Below are 16,382 nucleotides of genomic sequence, written 5' to 3' on the forward strand. Positions count from 1 at the left end.
ACTTTATGTAGACGATAAAAATCAGGTAGAATTGCCTGGAATGTTTAACTCAAAAAAGGAAATCTTATGTTCGTTGTTATTTTTGGTCGTCCTGGCTGCCCTTACTGTGTGCGTGCAAAAAACCTTGCTGAAAAATTAAAAGGCGAAGTTGCTGATTTTGGCTATCGTTATGTGGATATTCATGCAGAAGGCATTACTAAAGAAGATTTATCAAAATCAGTTGGTAAACCAGTAGAAACCGTACCACAAATCTTTATTGATGAAAAACCAATTGGTGGTTGCACTGACTTTGAAGCATTAATGAAAGAACAATTTGGTATCGTTGCTTAATTTTTCTTTTAATTTACAAAAAAGCCACTTTCAATCGAAAGTGGCTTTTTCATAGAATCGTTTTAACCGTTATAACGTTTAAAAATTAATGTCGCATTTGTACCACCAAAACCAAAGCTATTTGACATGACAGTTTGTAATCCTGCATTTTCTTTCGTCTCAGTAACGATGTTGCAACCTTCAGCGGCTTCATCTAAGGTTTCGATATTAATACTTGGCGCAATAAAATCATTATCCAACATTAATAACGTGTAGATTGCTTCGTGTGCACCCGCCGCCCCTAAAGAGTGACCTGTCATTGATTTAGTTGAAGAAATCGCTGGGATTTTATCGCCAAATACATTTTTGATTGCACCTAATTCTTTCACGTCACCAACTGGTGTAGATGTACCGTGTACGTTGATATAATCAATTGGGGTATCAACAGTTGCCATTGCCTGTTTCATACAACGCTCTGCACCTTCGCCACTCGGTGCAACCATATCGTAACCGTCAGAAGTTGCGCCATAGCCGACAATTTCCGCGTAGATTTTTGCACCACGAGCAAGTGCGTGTTCTAATTCTTCCACAACCACAACAGCACCACCACCTGCAATAACGAAACCATCGCGGTTTGCATCATAAGCACGAGATGCTTTTTCTGGCGTTTCATTGTATTTAGTTGAAACGGCACCCATCGCATCAAATTCAGTTGCACATTCCCAAGATAATTCTTCCGCACCACCTGCAAAAACCACATCTTGTTTGCCTAATTGAATTAACTCAACCGCATGACCGATACAATGTGCAGAGGTTGCACAAGCAGAACTCATTGAATAGTTCACACCACGGATTTTATAAGGAGTAGCTAAACAGGCAGAAACACTTGATGCCATTGTTTTCGTTACTGCGTAAGGACCAATCGCCTTTACACCTCTAGGACCACGCACCGCATCACAAGCCACTAACTGGTTATGTGCAGAACCCGTACCCGCACCAATCACTAAACCAGTACGATCATTAGAAACTTGATCTTCTGTTAAGCCAGCATCCTCAATCGCTTCACGCATAGAAAGATAAGCATAAGCCGCTGCATCACCCATAAAACGGAACACTTTACGATCAATGTGCTCGCTTGGGTTTAATTTGATTGTTCCGGCAACATGGCTACGCATATTCATTTCAACAAACTCAGGCACAACTTCAATACCTGATTTCCCTTCTTTTAATGAAGCCAATACTTCTTCTTTGTTGTTACCGATACTTGAAATAATCCCAAAGCCTGTAATTACAGCTCTTCTCATTGCTTCTTCCTTATTGTTTTATATGTAAAAATAACGGCACAAAATTACTACGAAATAAAAATATTTCAAGCAATAATTCATTTGTTCGACCAGTTCAGAAAATTGCGTTATTATACGCAAATTTCATTAGGCAAGAAAGAAATAAAAATGACCTTTAGCGTGCAACATGCTGAGATTCACTTCAATCGAAACCATATTCCCGTCTCAGATCAATTCAATGATGTCTATTTTTCTAACGAAAATGGATTAGCCGAAACAGATTATGTTTTTCTACAAGGTAATCAACTTTGGGAACGTTGGATAAGCCACAACGAGGCTAATTTTGTCATTGCTGAAACAGGATTTGGTACAGGATTAAATTTCTTCGCGGTAACCCAATTATTCCGTGAATTTCGCCAGCAACACGAGAATCATCCTTTAAAACGCCTTAATTTTATTTCCTTTGAAAAATATCCGCTAAAAATCACCGCACTTTCGCAAGCGCACCTTGCCTATCCGCAGTTTGAAGATTTAAGCGCTCATTTGCAACGTTATTGGCCTTCATTGATTCTAGGTTGTCATCGTATTCATTTTGGAGAGACAACGTTAGATTTATGGCTTGGTAATGTATCAGAAAACTTGCCACAACTTGGCGATTATATGAATGAACGTATTGATGCTTGGTTTTTAGATGGTTTTGCGCCGAGCAAAAATCCTGGAATGTGGAATGATGATCTCTATAATCTGATGTTTCGTTTCACAAAACCCAATGGTTCTTTTGCCACTTTCACCGCAGCAAGTGCGGTCAGAAAAGGACTTGAATCCGCAGGCTTTAATGTGACAAAACGTAAAGGCTTCGGCAAAAAACGAGAATGTTTAAGTGGGCTAAAAACACAATCAAAATCTACCGTACTTTCCACACCTTGGTATCTTGCTCAGCCTGCGAAAATGGAAAAACAAGATGTCGCTATTATCGGCGGTGGTATTGCTTCTCTTTGTGCTGCCATTTCCTTAGTAAAGCGTGGGGCAAAAGTCACTATTTATTGTGAGGATGACGCGCTCGCACTCAATGCCTCAGGTAATAAACAAGGTGCATTTTATCCACAACTTAGCGATGATAATGCGCTCACCGTTGATTTTTACCTGCACGCGTTCAGTTACGGTCGCCAATTACTTGATTGGGCAATCGCACAAAACATAGCGTTTGAACACGAATTTTGCGGCGTAGCACTATGTGCTTACAACGAAAAAAGTGCGGTTAAATTAACAAAGATTTCTCAACTTGGTTTACCGAACGAAATCTTCCAAATGCTGGATGCTGAACAACTCAGTGAAAAAGTGGGATTACCACTTAATTGCGAAGGCGGTTGGATTGAACAAGGGGCTTGGCTTGCACCAAGACAATTTGTTCAAAATGCCTTTTCATTTCTTGAAAAGCAAGGTGTAATCATTAAAACCTCACAAAAAATTACCGCACTTTCTCAACAAGAAAAAGGTTGGGAACTAGAAAATACGCAAGGTCAAAAATACTGCCATGAAGTCGTCATTCTTGCGAACGGATATAAAATTACTGATTTTATTCAAACAGAAAAGCTACCGCTCTACCCTATCCGCGGGCAAGTTAGCCAAATTCCAACATCAGAAAACTTACTCAAACTGAAATCTGTGCTTTGTTATGATGGCTATCTCACTCCAGCCGATCAATTAAAAACCTCACATTGCATCGGCGCAAGCCATATTCGTGATAATGTTGATCGCCATTTTAGCGAACAAGAACAACAAGAAAATCAACAAAAACTCCAGCAAAATATCATGCAGAATTGGACAAAGGACGTGGATACTTCTGGAAATTTGGCTCGAGTGGGCATTCGCTGCTCTGTAAGAGATCTTGCCCCAATGGTTGGAAACGTCCCGAATTTTGAACAGCAACAAGCGGATTATTACAATCTATTCAACCTCCGCCGCCGTAAACAACCTATTCAAAGTGCGGCCAATTTTCAGAATCTTTTCTTAATCGCAGCCTTAGGTTCTCGCGGGCTTACCTCCGCTCCACTCTTAGGCGAAACCTTAGCTTCAATCATTTATGGCGAGCCATTACCAATAAGCGAAGCCATATTACATAACCTTTCAGCTAACCGAGCTTGGGCGAGAAAGTGGTTGAAAGGTTCAAAAGTTGAATAAATCCATAAGATTCAGAACCTTACAAAAATAACTTTGACGTGTTAAAATCAAACAAAATTTAAATATAAAAATGAATACAAAAATGCTATGCAATCAATCAATCAATCAATCAATCAATCAATCAATCAATCAATCAATCAATCAATCAATCAATCAATCAATCAATCAAATTGTAGGATTTGTTAAAACTTGCTGCAAGCCTGAGGAAGTATTTCATTTTCTTCATCAGCATTCCATTCCTTTTTCCCCCATTGGAGGAATGACCAATCAAAATGTTCTACTTAATATTTCTGGAGTTAAGTTTGTATTACGGATCCCTAATGCCGTAAATTTGTCACTTATAAATCGAGAATATGAGGCATTCAATAATGCACAGGCATATCGTGCTGGTTTGAATGTAGAAACTCCCGTATTAGATGCCAAAAGTGGCGTAAAACTGACTCGTTATTTAGAAAATAGTAAGCCGTTAAGCCAGATACAATTAAACGAACAAAGTTGTTTGTCTCAAGTTGCGAATAATTTATGTCGTTTACACAACAGTGAATTTTTTTTCGCAATGTATTTAGCGTATTCGATGAGTTCCGCCAGTATTTTTCATTGTTAGAAAACAAATCCGCTTTTTATCAAGCAGATCCTAGAATGGATAAACTTTCAGCTGTATTTTGGAAATTTGAAGAAATCAATAAAGAGATAATTTTACGTCCGTGCCACAATGATTTAGTCCCTGAAAATATGCTATTGCAAAACAACCGGTTATTTTTTATCGACTGGGAATATTCAGGCTTAAATGATCCATTATTTGATATAGCGACGATCATTGAGGAAGCTCATTTATCGAAAGAAGCTGCTGATTTTCTATTAGAAACCTATTGCAATCAGACAAATAAATATCACAAGACAGAATTTCAAATCGCTCACAAACGGTTAAAAATCCATCGTTTTTGCCAAAATGTATTGTGGTTTTTATGGACAAAAGTAAAAGAAGAACACGGCGAGAATTTTGGCGATTATGCGTTAAAACGCTTAGACGCAGCATTTAAACTATTAGAGGAATTGCCATAATGCGTGGCTATCTCTTTGGCATACTATCCGCTGTATTTTGGGCATTATCTGGATTGTTATATAATGAATTGCCATTAAGTGAATATGATGCATTAGGGAAAATAATTTCATTGCTTTTTTTAATTGATTTTTGCTCGTTATTAGTTATCGGCATAACATTATGGCGAAAAAGTGCGGTAGATTTTCAAGGCGTTTTTTGGCAACCTGCGTTATCTGGCGTATTAGGTGGGCCAATAGGAATGTCTGCCTATTTATTAAGCATTCATTATTTAACGATCTATTATGCGGCACCGCTTTCATCTCTCTTTCCTGTTTTCGCTGCGTTAATGTCTTATTGGATTCTAAAAGAAAAAATCTCTAGAACAGCGCAGTTTGGATTTGGATTGGCGGTTATTGCTTCTGCATTGTTGGCTATTGAAGTCGGGCAAAAAGCAAACTTCAATACAAGCGGTCTCATTTTTTTAGCCATTTGCATATTAGGGTGGTCATCTGAAATAGTGATATCCTCCTATACAATGCGTTCTCTCTCTGGACTTCAAGTGTATTTTTTAAGACTATGTGGTTCAACTATTGGTTATTTATTGATTCTATTTATTCTTTCCTTGAAAGATTTCTCACTAGATATACTTAGTTTTAATTATGTACAAATTGCTGGCGTAATAATCTTTGGGGCATTATCTTACGTCTGCTATTACCAAGCGATTTATCTGTTAAAACCAATCAAAGCAATGGCATTAAATATCACATATTCTCTATGGGCAATTGGACTTGGTTATCTGCTCTATAAACAGCCAATTAAGCCCATTACCTTACTACTCACCTTATTATTAAGTGCAGGAGTGATCGTTACACTTTATTACAAAGGGGAACAAAAATGAATGCAATTATTTTGGCTGCAGGCCTAGGCAGTCGTTTTAAAGACATCACACAAACCACTCATAAAGCCCTATTAGATATTCATGGAACACCTAACTTAGAACGGACACTCGCTTTTCTACGTCAAGCAAATATCGACAATATTGTCATTGTTACAGGGTATTTACACGAACAATTCGAGTATCTAAAGAAAAAATATGACTGCAGCTTGATTTACAACGAAAAATATCGTGAATATAACAGCATTTATTCCTTTTCTCTGGCACAAGACTTCTTTAGTGATTGTTATGTTATTGATGCGGATGTTGTGCTCAATCGTAATATTTTTCTAACGAAGCCACCACACAGTAAATATTTCACAGTCATCCGTTCTAAAACGTACAATGAATGGCTACCGATTTTAAATAGTAATGGGCAAGTAATACGTATTGAGATTGGATCATTAAACCAGCCCAGCTTGTCAGGGGTATCTTATTGGACAACTCGGGATTGCAATATTATTCTAAATTTGCTCAAAGAATATACAAATGAAGTGCAATTAAAAAATCCCGCACTTTATTGGGACACCATTCCGATGGAATATATAGATAAATTAAATGTTCATACAGAGCAACTTAACCGTGATGATATATTTGAGATGGATAACCTTGATGATTATCAGCATATTTTACAAAAATTGACACCAAACAAGGAAAAATAATGAAAAAATTGACTCTCAGAGAACAACAACTCGTTTGTCTCGATATCTTAGATTATTTCCACGCTCTATGTGAGAAACACCAAATTCACTATTCTCTTGGTGGTGGAACATTAATAGGCGCAATACGCCACAAAGGCTTTATCCCTTGGGATGATGATATTGATGTTTATATGCACCGCGATGAATATCAAAAATTTGTTGATGTTTGGTTTCAAGAAACTCACGAATACTACAATATGGAAACGGCAGAAGATATACTTGCTCAATATACCGGTGAAATGGCAAAAATTTTCGATTGTCGCACTCAAATAACAGATGCTAAGGGAAGAAAAAGCCCGATGTTTATGGATATATTTATCTACGATGGTGTACCGAATGAACCAAAGATCATTTACCCACTGATGAAAAAGCACCGAAGAATTAAACTTCGATTTTCTTCTTGTAAGAAAAGATGGTTAAGATCAAAAGAAAATACTTTGCAAAGAACGATACTTGGTAAATTAAGCCACTTTTTATTTTCCAAAATGCAAAAAAATTTAGCACAATTCCAAATAAAATATCCAATAAAACAATGCGATTATATTGGTCTTGTATTATCTGACTACGGTGGTTGGCAAAAATCTTATATGCCGAAAGAATATTTTAATCACATTGTTTATAAAGAATTTGAGGGGCGACAATTTCAAGTAATGAATGGATATCACGAACACTTAACGCAATATTATGGAGATTATATGAAGCTTCCACCAGAAGAAAACCAAAAGCCACATCATATTCAAGAAGCGTATATTTTGTAAGCGAAAGGGCAGATTTAATTCTGCCCTTTTTCAATTATTACTGAACCTTCCCACAATTCAAACAATACAAATATTGACCTTTAGGATCATTAAATTTAGTTAATACATTCAATTCTTTTTGTAATTTTTGAATTGGAGCTGGCAGACCAAGCCATTTAACTAACTGCTCTTGCGTACCTTTTTTAGTATCGCGCAATAAAGCACTAATTAAACTAAGGTTATCATCTGTAAACCATTCCACGCTAAAATCTTGTACGGCAGTATCTTGGCGTTGATTCACTAATTGCTCTGCTTTATTGACCGCTTCATTAAAAGAACCTATCTCATCCACCAAACCATTTTGGAATGCATCACTGCCTAACCAAACCTGACCTTGAGCAAGTTTATCTACTTGTGTTTTAGAAAGCTGGCGACCTTTGCTGACAATTTCTAAAAATCGGTCATAACCATGCTCAATTTCTGTTTGATAAATATCTTGTACGGGTTTTGCTAATGGAGAAAACGCTGATGTATTAGCTAATTCAGTGGTTGAAACACCATCTGAACTCACTCCGATTTTCTTTATGCTATTTTCAAAAGTCGGGAACATCGCGAAAATACCGATAGAGCCTGTAATAGTGTTTTCATCGGCAATAATATAATCTGCAGTGGATGAAATCCAATAACCGCCAGACGCTGCCATTGCGCCCATAGATACGATGACAGGCTTACCGATTTTCTGTAAGTTTTCTGTTTCTTGACGAATAATTTCAGAAGCAAAAGCACTACCACCTGGTGAATTAACTCGTAAAACAACGGCTTTCACTGAGTTATCATCTTGAGCTTTACGGAGAATTCGCGCAATGGTGTCGCCACCTACATTTTCTTCATCACTTTCCCCATCGATAATCGCTCCCTCCACATTCACAACCGCAATTTTATTCGGTACGTTGTAATGTTCTAAGCGATCAGGCAGTTGAGTCAAATAATCATCAAATTCGATAAGGTTCGCTTTTCCATCGCTTCCTTTGCCAAAAAGTGCGGTGAGTTTTTTATCTAAATCCAAACGAGTTACAACATCGGTTACTAATCCACGTTGTTGGGCATAAGCAGTACTATTGCCTTTTAACGCTTTAAGATCCGATAAATATTGTTTCGCATTCGGCAAAACGTTATCTTTCTTAATATTACGATTTTCGCTGACGGATAAAACATAATTATTCCACATTTCGCCTAACCAACGTTGCATATTTGCTTTTGCCTCAGCCGACATATCGTTGCGTAAAAATGGTTCAACTGCTGATTTATAAGTCCCTACGCGGAAAATATGTGGTGTAACGGCTAATTTGTCTAGCATCTCTTTAAAATACAAATTCTCTTGCGATAAACCGTGAATATCCACGCTTCCAATTGAATTTAAATAAATTTCATCAGCAAAGCTCGCTAAATAATATTGTCCTTGTGAATAATTATCTGCATAGGCGATCACTGGTTTCCCTGCATCTTTAAAGTGACTGATAGCACCACCAATAAAATCTAATGCGGGTAAATCCGCCCCTTCAAAATAATTAAGATCGAGCACTAATCCTTTAATTTTAGGATCATCTTCCGCTTGTTGAATGGCAAATACCACATCAAAAGTCGAAATTTTTCGAGGGACGTGCTCGCCATTCAATTCGCTTAACGCATCTTGCCAACGAAGTGTTTCATCACGGTTGTCCGCTAGATAGCCATCTAAATTAACTAATAATGCGCCTTCCCCTGTTAATGTTGTAGATTTTTTTCCACCGCTTGAAAAGCTAATTACCGCCACTAGCAATAGTACAAAACCTAAAAACACGACATTCATCACAAGATCACGAATGAAACAAAGTGCTTTCCAACAAAATTTTAATACTCGAAACATACAAATTACCTTTAAAAAAATTTGCCCTAGCGTATCACAAAGCCTTGCCAAAAACTATGTTATAATCTACCGCACTTTTATTCATAGGGAATAATAAAATGGATGCACTTACACTTTTAACCACAAGAAAATCAAATAAAAAATTAACCACACCTGCACCTAATGCAGAACAGCTTGAGCGTATTTTCGAAGCAGCAATGCGTTCGCCAGATCACGGAAAATTACATCCCTATCATTTTATTGTAATGGAAAACGAGAGCTTAAATAAATTGGAAACGTTACTTAAAGCTGCCGTTGTAGAATTTGATTTGGGTGAAGAAAAATTGATGAAAGCTGAAAACCTAGCACATCGCGCACCTATGGTTATTGGTGTGGTAGCAAAAATCAATCCAACTATCGTTAAAGTGCCAGATTGGGAACAAATGCTAAGTGCGGGCTGTGCAACTTACGGAATACAACTGGCTGCTCAAGCACAAGGATTTGATAACGTGTGGATTTCAGGAAAATGGGTTGAGGGAAGTGCATTACGAGAAGCTTTCGGATGTCGTGAACAAGATCGTGTGATTGCCTTAGTTATGATTGGCACAAGCATAGAAAAAGCAGAACGTGAATACCGTATTATCGATACAAAAGATTTTGTAACCTATCTATAAAATATTGCTTTCCTCAAGACTTAGAGGAAAGCAAAATATTGCATTACTCTTCTTCCAATTCATCCGCCATCGCTGCCAATATTTCTCGTGTAAGAATTGCTAATGCACGATAAAAAGGCAAGGTTGCTTGCATTTCTACTTGAGTTAAAAACTTCGCTGCACAAGGCAATAAAAAGGTTTCAAAGAATTCTTGCTGAGCGACTAAAGAATCCAAATTATCTTCAAGCCAAGAGGCTGTAAGCAATAATAAAGCAAAATGATCCGCACTTTCCACCTCTGGCATATTGTGTACAAGGCGAAAATTCATAAATTCTTCAACATCAATGCCATAAGCTGAAATAGCCGTTATCACTTTTCCATTCGCAGCAAATAATTTTTGATACTCTTGGTTCAATAAATTGAGATCAATTTTAGCTTGTAGGCTATTCAGTGCTAATTCACTTTCTTTATCAGTATTTAATGCCCAAACTTGACTCAAACCTTTTTGTTGTAACCAAACAAATGCGTTAGCGAGTACTTTATCTGTTGGAGAACGATAAAAAAGATTACCGAATAATCGACTAATTAATGAAAAATTATTAATTTGTTTTTCAGACATTACGCTTTTTCCTTTAAAAGTGCGGTCAATTTTTCTTGAGTTTTTTGAGCAGCAAGTTCAATCATTGCTTCACGAGCCTTATCATCAATTAAATGAATATCTCCAAATAATTCAAACTCGACATTTTCAATGCCACAGTAATTAAACAATCCATTAATCAAACAATGATTAAGCGATTTATCCACACCAAATTCTTTATATTTATCAACATTACTGCCAATAGTAATAAATTGCTGCATTTGCTTATTTTTGAGCAAACCCACTGATTCGCCGTTTTCTGTTTTATAGGCAAAGCCATGGCTTAATACGCGATCTAAATAGCCTTTCAAAATTGACGGAAATCCCATCCACCAAAGGGGATAAACCAACGTAATTAAATCCGCTTGAAGGATAAAATCGTGCTCTTGCTGAATATCTTCTGGAATAATACCTTTGTTAGCATTTTGCAATTCTTCATGAGATAAAATTGGATTGAAATTCATTTCATAAAGATCACGAAAAAATACATTTACACCATTTTCTTGACTAATTTGCTCAATACGATTAGCAATTGCTCGCCCAAAACTATGCTCTGAATTAGGATGAGCAAAAATAATTAAGTGATTCATTTTTCTTACCTATTTGTAGGGAAATAAAACGTGGCAAAAGTCTATCAAAATAGACCGCACTTTGCATATAAAATCATATAAAAAAAGCGGGCATAGCCCGCTCTCTTATTTGCATCATAATTATGCTGCATTTTTACGTTCTTCTTCCATACATACTGCCGCAGTAAATAATACGTCAGTTGATGAGTTTAATGCAGTTTCAGTTGAGTCTTGTAAAATACCAATAATGAAACCAACACCGATCATTTGTGCTGCTACATCATCAGAAATACCAAATAAGCTACATGCTAATGGGATTAGTAATAATGAACCGCCTGCTACACCAGATGCACCACAAGCACAAAGTGCTGCAACAATACTTAATAAAAGTGCACTAACGAAAGAAACTTCTAAGCCAAGTGTATGAACTGCAGCTAAAGTTAAGATAGTAATAGTAATCGCCGCACCCGCCATATTAATGTTCGCACCCAATGGAATAGAAACAGAATAAGTTTCTTCATCAAGGTTTAAACGTTTTGCTAATTCAATATTCACTGGAATATTTGCTGCGGAACTACGTGTGAAGAATGCAGTTACACCACTTTCGCGTACACAAGTCCACACTAATGGGTAAGGATTGCGACGGATTTTCCAGTAAACCAAAATAGGGTTTACAACAAAAGCAGTAAATAACATCGTACCGATTAATACTGCAAGTAATTGCACATAACCGCCTAATGCAACTAAACCTTTATCAGATAAGGTTTCAGCCACTAAACCGAATACACCAAATGGCGCAAAAGAAATAATCACATGAACAATTTTCGATACGCCTTCTGCAAAATCTGATAACACATTTTTAGTTGCATCAGATGCATGACGTAAAGCCAAACCTAAACCAATAGACCAAGCTAATACACCAATAAAGTTTGCTTTGAAAATCGCATTTAATGGATTATCTACCACATTCAAAATTAATGTTAGCAACACTTGACCAACAGCTTGAGGTGCAGAACTTGAATCTTCTTTCGCAGCCAATACCACTTCCGTTGGGAATGCGAAACCAGCAATAACAGCAACAAATGCAGCTAAGAATGTGCCTAAAAGGTAAAGCACAATGATTTCTTTCATATTACTTTTCGTGCCAATTTTACGGTTTGCAAGGGCAGCCATAACAAGAAAGAAAATTAAAATTGGTGCAACGGCACGCAGAGCCTTTACAAAAATCGTACCTAATACGCCAACTTTTTCAGCAAGATTAAAACCAATGGTTTCTTGTAATGGTGCTGAAATCAATGCAACAATAATACCAAGAACCAAGCCAGCGGCAATTCGTTTTACCAAACTACCGTGAAATAACAGACTAAATAGACGTGATGTGTTCATATTTTTATCTTTCTTTTAGTAAATTTAACTTCAGATTGTTACCAATCCACCTATGGGGAATTAAAGATAGCGTAAAATTTTAATGAAAGAAAATATTTTTTATTATTTTTCACTCTAAAAGTGAACTTTTTTCTAAAGTTGTTAGATATTCTCTAAAAACATACTTATAAAAAAATTTTTTATTTAACCTATTGACACCCTGTATGAAACATCAGTAAAATTTAACTGTACAAAAAAACAAGATAAAAGGTTATTTATCCATATTATTTAACGGGAGACAAGAGAATGAACAACCAAACTTTGGCTACACAATATGAAATGGATTTTTCTTATAATCCACTGCCTTTTTTCAGTGATATAGAAGATAACCTTAAATTCAACAAAAAATTAGACTTAAATCTTTACTGTATCAAACGTCCAAAACAAACTTGTTTTATTCATATAACCAACCCAAATATGTTAGCTTGGGGAATTGAAAGTGGCGATATGTTAGTCGTCGAAAAAAATGACGATCTTTATTCAGGTGATCTTGTGGTACTTGAAGAAAATAACGAATTTCATGTCTATGAATTTATGGCACATAACGGTAATTACCTTTTCATGGCATTGGATTCCACAACACCTAATTTAAATGTAAAAGATTGGTCAAATTTGCCTATTGTCGGCACCGTAACCAACACTATCCATCAAATGAAACGTCGCGATAAAATGAAATGGGCAGCCTAGTTGGAATAACTAAAGACAAATAAAAAAGTGCGGTAAAAATCCACCGCACTTTTATCTAGTATCTAGATTATATTTCAATTAATTACTCGTCACTTTACGTCTCGCAATCACTGCATCAGAAAGTTGTTGTAATAATCTTTCAGAATCTTCCCATCCAATACACGCATCCGTAATGCTTTGTCCGTAAGTCTGTGCTTTGCCATCAACTAAATCTTGACGACCTTCCACTAAATGACTTTCCACCATTACACCAAAGATTTGTTTAGAACCAGATGCGATTTGATGACACACATCTTGGCAAACCTCCATTTGTTTTTTATATTGTTTACTGCTGTTTGCATGGCTAAAATCAACCATAACGTGTGGAATACGCCCTGTTTTTTCAATATCAGCACAAACTTTTTCTACATCTTCAGCACTATAGTTAGGGCCTTTGTCTCCGCCACGTAAAATAATATGGCAATCCTCATTCCCTTTTGTAGAAACAATGGCAGAATGACCAAATTTAGTGACAGATAAGAAATAGTGGGGAGCTTCCGCCGCACCAATTGCATCTAAAGCAACCTTTACTCCGCCATTAGTGGCATTTTTAAAACCAACCGCACAAGATAAACCTGAAGCCAACTCACGATGAACTTGTGATTCTGTTGTTCTAGCCCCAATCGCCCCCCAGCTCATAAAATCAGCCAAATACTGAGGTGTAATCATATCTAAAAACTCGCCCGCAGCAGGCACACCAAGATCATTAATATCTGAAAGTAATTTCCGTGCAATACGTAAACCATCATTTAAACGATAAGTATCATTTAAATACGGATCATTAATTAAACCTTTCCAGCCCACAGTTGTACGCGGTTTCTCAAAGTACACACGCATAATAATTTCGAGGCTATCTTTATATTTATCACGTAATGGTTTTAAACGAGTCGCATATTCAATGGCAGCTTTCGGATCGTGAATGGAGCAAGGTCCAATTACAACTAATAAACGCTCATCTTTAGCCTGAATAATATTATGTGCCTCATGACGAGTTTGCTTCACTAATGCCGCAGCATATTCACTCGCTGGATATTTTTCTAATAAGGCAATCGGTGGTAACACCTGATCGACTTTTTCAATTCGCGTATCATCGTTTGCCACGACAATTTCAATTTTCTCTTTAGCCATACATCACTCTCTTGCTTTCAAATGTTGTATTTAAATTATGTAGCTAATCTACACTTATTTCTTGTACTAGTAAACTAGTTCGTTATGTTTTTAGAATAAAATCTACGAAGTTCCTATTAAACTATCTTTACAACCTGCTTGCAAGCTGAATAAACCGAAATAATTAAGTAAATAAAAGATAAAAAAATACCGCACTTTTGTACGGTACTCACAGAATTAATGACTACTTAATACTTGTGCAGGTTGTAATTTAGCGGCTCGGCTTGCTGGATAAAGGCTCGCAATTAAACTCAAGGCAAGTGCAGCGATTAAAACCATCAAAACATCCAACCAATGTAACTCGCTTGGCAAAAAATCCACAAAATACACATCGCCCGATAATAATTTCTTACCGATAATCCACTCAATACCTTGAATAAAAGTGGTAAGATTTAATGCAAGTATAATGCCTAGCACAATTCCAATTAAGCAACCTTTCATTCCTGCCTGTAAGCCATACCAAATAAAAATACATTTGATGAAAGCGTTATTCGCTCCAAGCGTACGCATAATGGCTATATCGCCTTGCTTATCTTTTACTGCCATAATCAGTGTAGAAACAATATTAAAACACGCCACACCAATCACAAGCACCATTGCGATGTACATCACAGTTCGAATAAGCTGAATATCTCGATACATATAACCAAATTTACTAATCCAATTTTGCATATATAGCATCTGCGGATAATCATTAAGCATTGATAAATCCAGATTTCTCACAGAAAAAGGATCATCTAATTTCAATTCAACACCTGTAATTTGATCTGGTTGATAAGTTAAAAACGTTTGTGCTTGAGCAAGCGGCAATAAGGCATAACTATAATCAAGCTGACCATCTAAGCGTAAAATAGCGGTAACTTGCACTGGCTCACGAGTTGGTTGAGTAAATTGTTCATCGCCGTTTTGCTGAGAAATAAGTAAGGTAATCCAATCCCCTACTTTTACATCAAGTTCTTTAGCGATACCCGATCCCAAGACTAATCCGCCTTCTTTCTCAAATTTGTTCCAACCTTGCTCTTGTACAAAATTACCAATTGAACTTACCTTATCTTCTGCTTGTTTTTCAACACCTTTGACCTGAACAACTTTCAATTTCGAGCCATTTTCTACTAATGCAGTAAAACTCACAAAAGGAGAAATGCCTTTAATTTGTGGATTTTGTTGTAAGCGTTTTTCTAAATTTTGCCAATGATGAATTGTGGGATCTTTCGCTTGAGGCGCAGAAAAAATCTCAATATGCGGCACGACTGCCAAAATCCGTTGATTAAGCTCACGCTCAAACCCATTCATCGCACTTAAGCCAACAATTAAAACTGCAACGCCCAGTGCAATACCAATTGCAGAAAATTTTGCAATTAACGCAACCAAAGGATTTTTTTGCTTGCCACGTTGATAACGCCAGCTAATAAAAAACGGCGTATTCATCATGCACCTTCCTTCAAAAGACCATCTTGCATAACCAAACGGCGTGATAATTTTTCCGCAAGCCCCATATCGTGAGTGACTAATAAAAAGGCGATATTTTGTTCTTGATTAAGTTGTTGAATCAGCTCAAAAATGCTTTCAGTGGTCTTGTGATCGAGATTCCCTGTTGGCTCATCCGCCAAAACTAACGATGGATTATTCACTAAAGCACGTGCAATCGCCACACGCTGACGTTCCCCACCAGAAAGTGCAGAAGGACGATGGGTAATTCTATGGCTTAATCCCACCGCACTTAGCATTTTTTCGGCACGATCTTTTGCTTCTGTTTTATTTTGATGACCAATCAACATCGGCATCATCACATTTTCAAGTGCGGTAAAATCCGCCATTAAATGATGGAATTGATACACAAATCCTAAATAACGATTACGCAAAGCAGCTAATTCATTAGCCGATGCTTTTTGCAAAGATTGTCCATTAATAAACACTTCCCCACTACTTGGCTGATCAAGTCCCCCTAAAGTATGCAATAAAGTACTTTTCCCTGAACCTGAGCTTCCTACAATCGCAACCAACTCTGCAGGTTCCATAGAAAAAGAAACACCTTTTAACACTTGCGTTTGATTTTCGCCCTCTTGATAAAATTTATTGATGTTTTCGCATTTTAATAAATAGTTATTCATTTTTTACTCGTTTTAACCGCAC

The 16,382-nt window shown here is 36.9% G+C and carries 15 protein-coding genes and 1 pseudogene; 8 read left to right on the forward strand and 8 right to left on the reverse strand.

The genetic code is table 11. The features are described from left to right. Nucleotides 1-66: 66 nt before the first annotated feature. Nucleotides 67-330: a GrxA family glutaredoxin gene (locus ACPT9C_RS07270; RefSeq protein ID WP_005650929.1), complete on the forward strand. Its 264-nt coding sequence runs from the start codon at nt 67-69 to the stop codon at nt 328-330. A gap of 62 nt (nt 331-392) precedes the next feature. Here ACPT9C_RS07270 and fabB read toward each other — a convergent pair whose 3' ends face one another. Then, a complete protein-coding gene (fabB, locus tag ACPT9C_RS07275) occupies nt 393-1,613 on the reverse strand; it encodes a beta-ketoacyl-ACP synthase I (protein WP_050847971.1) in 1,221 nt (406 codons plus the stop codon). Nucleotides 1,614-1,760: 147 nt separating this feature from the next. On the opposite strand from fabB, the gene mnmC reads away from it, so the two are divergent. The 5 genes and pseudogenes from mnmC to licD all read left to right on the forward strand — a co-directional run bounded on the left by mnmC (nt 1,761) and on the right by licD (nt 7,208). After that, nucleotides 1,761-3,773, forward strand: coding sequence for a bifunctional tRNA (5-methylaminomethyl-2-thiouridine)(34)-methyltransferase MnmD/FAD-dependent 5-carboxymethylaminomethyl-2-thiouridine(34) oxidoreductase MnmC (gene mnmC, locus ACPT9C_RS07280; protein ID WP_050949244.1), 2,013 nt, complete (start codon nt 1,761-1,763; stop codon nt 3,771-3,773). A gap of 70 nt (nt 3,774-3,843) precedes the next feature. Further along, nucleotides 3,844-4,835, forward strand: a pseudogene (gene licA, locus ACPT9C_RS07285) (phosphorylcholine kinase LicA). Next, nucleotides 4,835-5,713 (forward strand): DMT family transporter, encoded by an 879-nt coding sequence (locus ACPT9C_RS07290; protein ID WP_118879827.1) that lies wholly within the window; start codon nt 4,835-4,837, stop codon nt 5,711-5,713. Before licA ends, ACPT9C_RS07290 begins: the two are co-directional and overlap by 1 nt. Continuing rightward, on the forward strand, nt 5,710-6,411 hold the full coding sequence (locus tag ACPT9C_RS07295) for an NTP transferase domain-containing protein (RefSeq protein WP_050949246.1): 702 nt from the start codon (nt 5,710-5,712) through the stop codon (nt 6,409-6,411). Before ACPT9C_RS07290 ends, ACPT9C_RS07295 begins: the two co-directional genes overlap by 4 nt. Then, complete coding sequence (licD, locus tag ACPT9C_RS07300) at nt 6,411-7,208, forward strand: lipopolysaccharide cholinephosphotransferase LicD (protein WP_050949247.1); 798 nt, start codon at nt 6,411-6,413, stop codon at nt 7,206-7,208. Before ACPT9C_RS07295 ends, licD begins: the two co-directional genes overlap by 1 nt. Before the next feature lie 37 nt (nt 7,209-7,245). Here licD and sppA read toward each other — a convergent pair whose 3' ends face one another. Further along, nucleotides 7,246-9,093 (reverse strand): signal peptide peptidase SppA, encoded by a 1,848-nt coding sequence (gene sppA / locus ACPT9C_RS07305; protein ID WP_118879828.1) that lies wholly within the window; start codon nt 9,091-9,093, stop codon nt 7,246-7,248. Nucleotides 9,094-9,191: 98 nt separating this feature from the next. Between sppA and ACPT9C_RS07310 the strand changes: the two genes are divergently transcribed. Next, on the forward strand, nt 9,192-9,746 hold the full coding sequence (locus ACPT9C_RS07310) for an NAD(P)H nitroreductase (RefSeq protein ID WP_112122523.1): 555 nt from the start codon (nt 9,192-9,194) through the stop codon (nt 9,744-9,746). A 43-nt stretch (nt 9,747-9,789) separates the two neighbouring features. Here ACPT9C_RS07310 and ACPT9C_RS07315 read toward each other — a convergent pair whose 3' ends face one another. The 3 genes from ACPT9C_RS07315 to sstT all read right to left on the reverse strand — a co-directional run bounded on the left by ACPT9C_RS07315 (nt 9,790) and on the right by sstT (nt 12,317). After that, entirely contained in the window at nt 9,790-10,344 is a 555-nt protein-coding gene (locus ACPT9C_RS07315; RefSeq protein ID WP_050949250.1) for a TorD/DmsD family molecular chaperone, read from the reverse strand. Next, nucleotides 10,344-10,952 (reverse strand): NAD(P)H-dependent oxidoreductase, encoded by a 609-nt coding sequence (locus tag ACPT9C_RS07320; protein WP_050949251.1) that lies wholly within the window; start codon nt 10,950-10,952, stop codon nt 10,344-10,346. Before ACPT9C_RS07320 ends, ACPT9C_RS07315 begins: the two co-directional genes overlap by 1 nt. A 120-nt stretch (nt 10,953-11,072) precedes the next feature. Further along, nucleotides 11,073-12,317: a serine/threonine transporter SstT gene (gene sstT / locus ACPT9C_RS07325; protein ID WP_050949252.1), complete on the reverse strand. Its 1,245-nt coding sequence runs from the start codon at nt 12,315-12,317 to the stop codon at nt 11,073-11,075. Nucleotides 12,318-12,602: 285 nt separating this feature from the next. On the opposite strand from sstT, the gene ACPT9C_RS07330 reads away from it, so the two are divergent. Then, entirely contained in the window at nt 12,603-13,043 is a 441-nt protein-coding gene (locus ACPT9C_RS07330; RefSeq protein ID WP_050949253.1) for a LexA family protein, read from the forward strand. 78 nt (nt 13,044-13,121) lie between these two features. Here ACPT9C_RS07330 and aroG read toward each other — a convergent pair whose 3' ends face one another. The 3 genes from aroG to lolD form a co-directional block, all read right to left on the reverse strand. Further along, nucleotides 13,122-14,210 (reverse strand): 3-deoxy-7-phosphoheptulonate synthase AroG, encoded by a 1,089-nt coding sequence (aroG, locus tag ACPT9C_RS07335; RefSeq protein ID WP_050949254.1) that lies wholly within the window; start codon nt 14,208-14,210, stop codon nt 13,122-13,124. 216 nt (nt 14,211-14,426) lie between these two features. Next, nucleotides 14,427-15,677, reverse strand: a complete 1,251-nt coding sequence (lolE, locus tag ACPT9C_RS07340) for a lipoprotein-releasing ABC transporter permease subunit LolE (RefSeq protein ID WP_050949277.1) — start codon at nt 15,675-15,677, stop codon at nt 14,427-14,429. Next, nucleotides 15,677-16,360, reverse strand: a complete 684-nt coding sequence (gene lolD, locus ACPT9C_RS07345; protein WP_005693575.1) for a lipoprotein-releasing ABC transporter ATP-binding protein LolD — start codon at nt 16,358-16,360, stop codon at nt 15,677-15,679. The genes lolE and lolD overlap by 1 nt, the downstream gene beginning before the upstream one ends. Between the last annotated feature and the right edge of the window lie 22 nt (nt 16,361-16,382).

The organism is Haemophilus sp. HN_Hi16 (genome assembly GCF_049823435.1).
Taxonomy (GTDB): Bacteria; Pseudomonadota; Gammaproteobacteria; order Enterobacterales; family Pasteurellaceae; genus Haemophilus; species Haemophilus influenzae_D.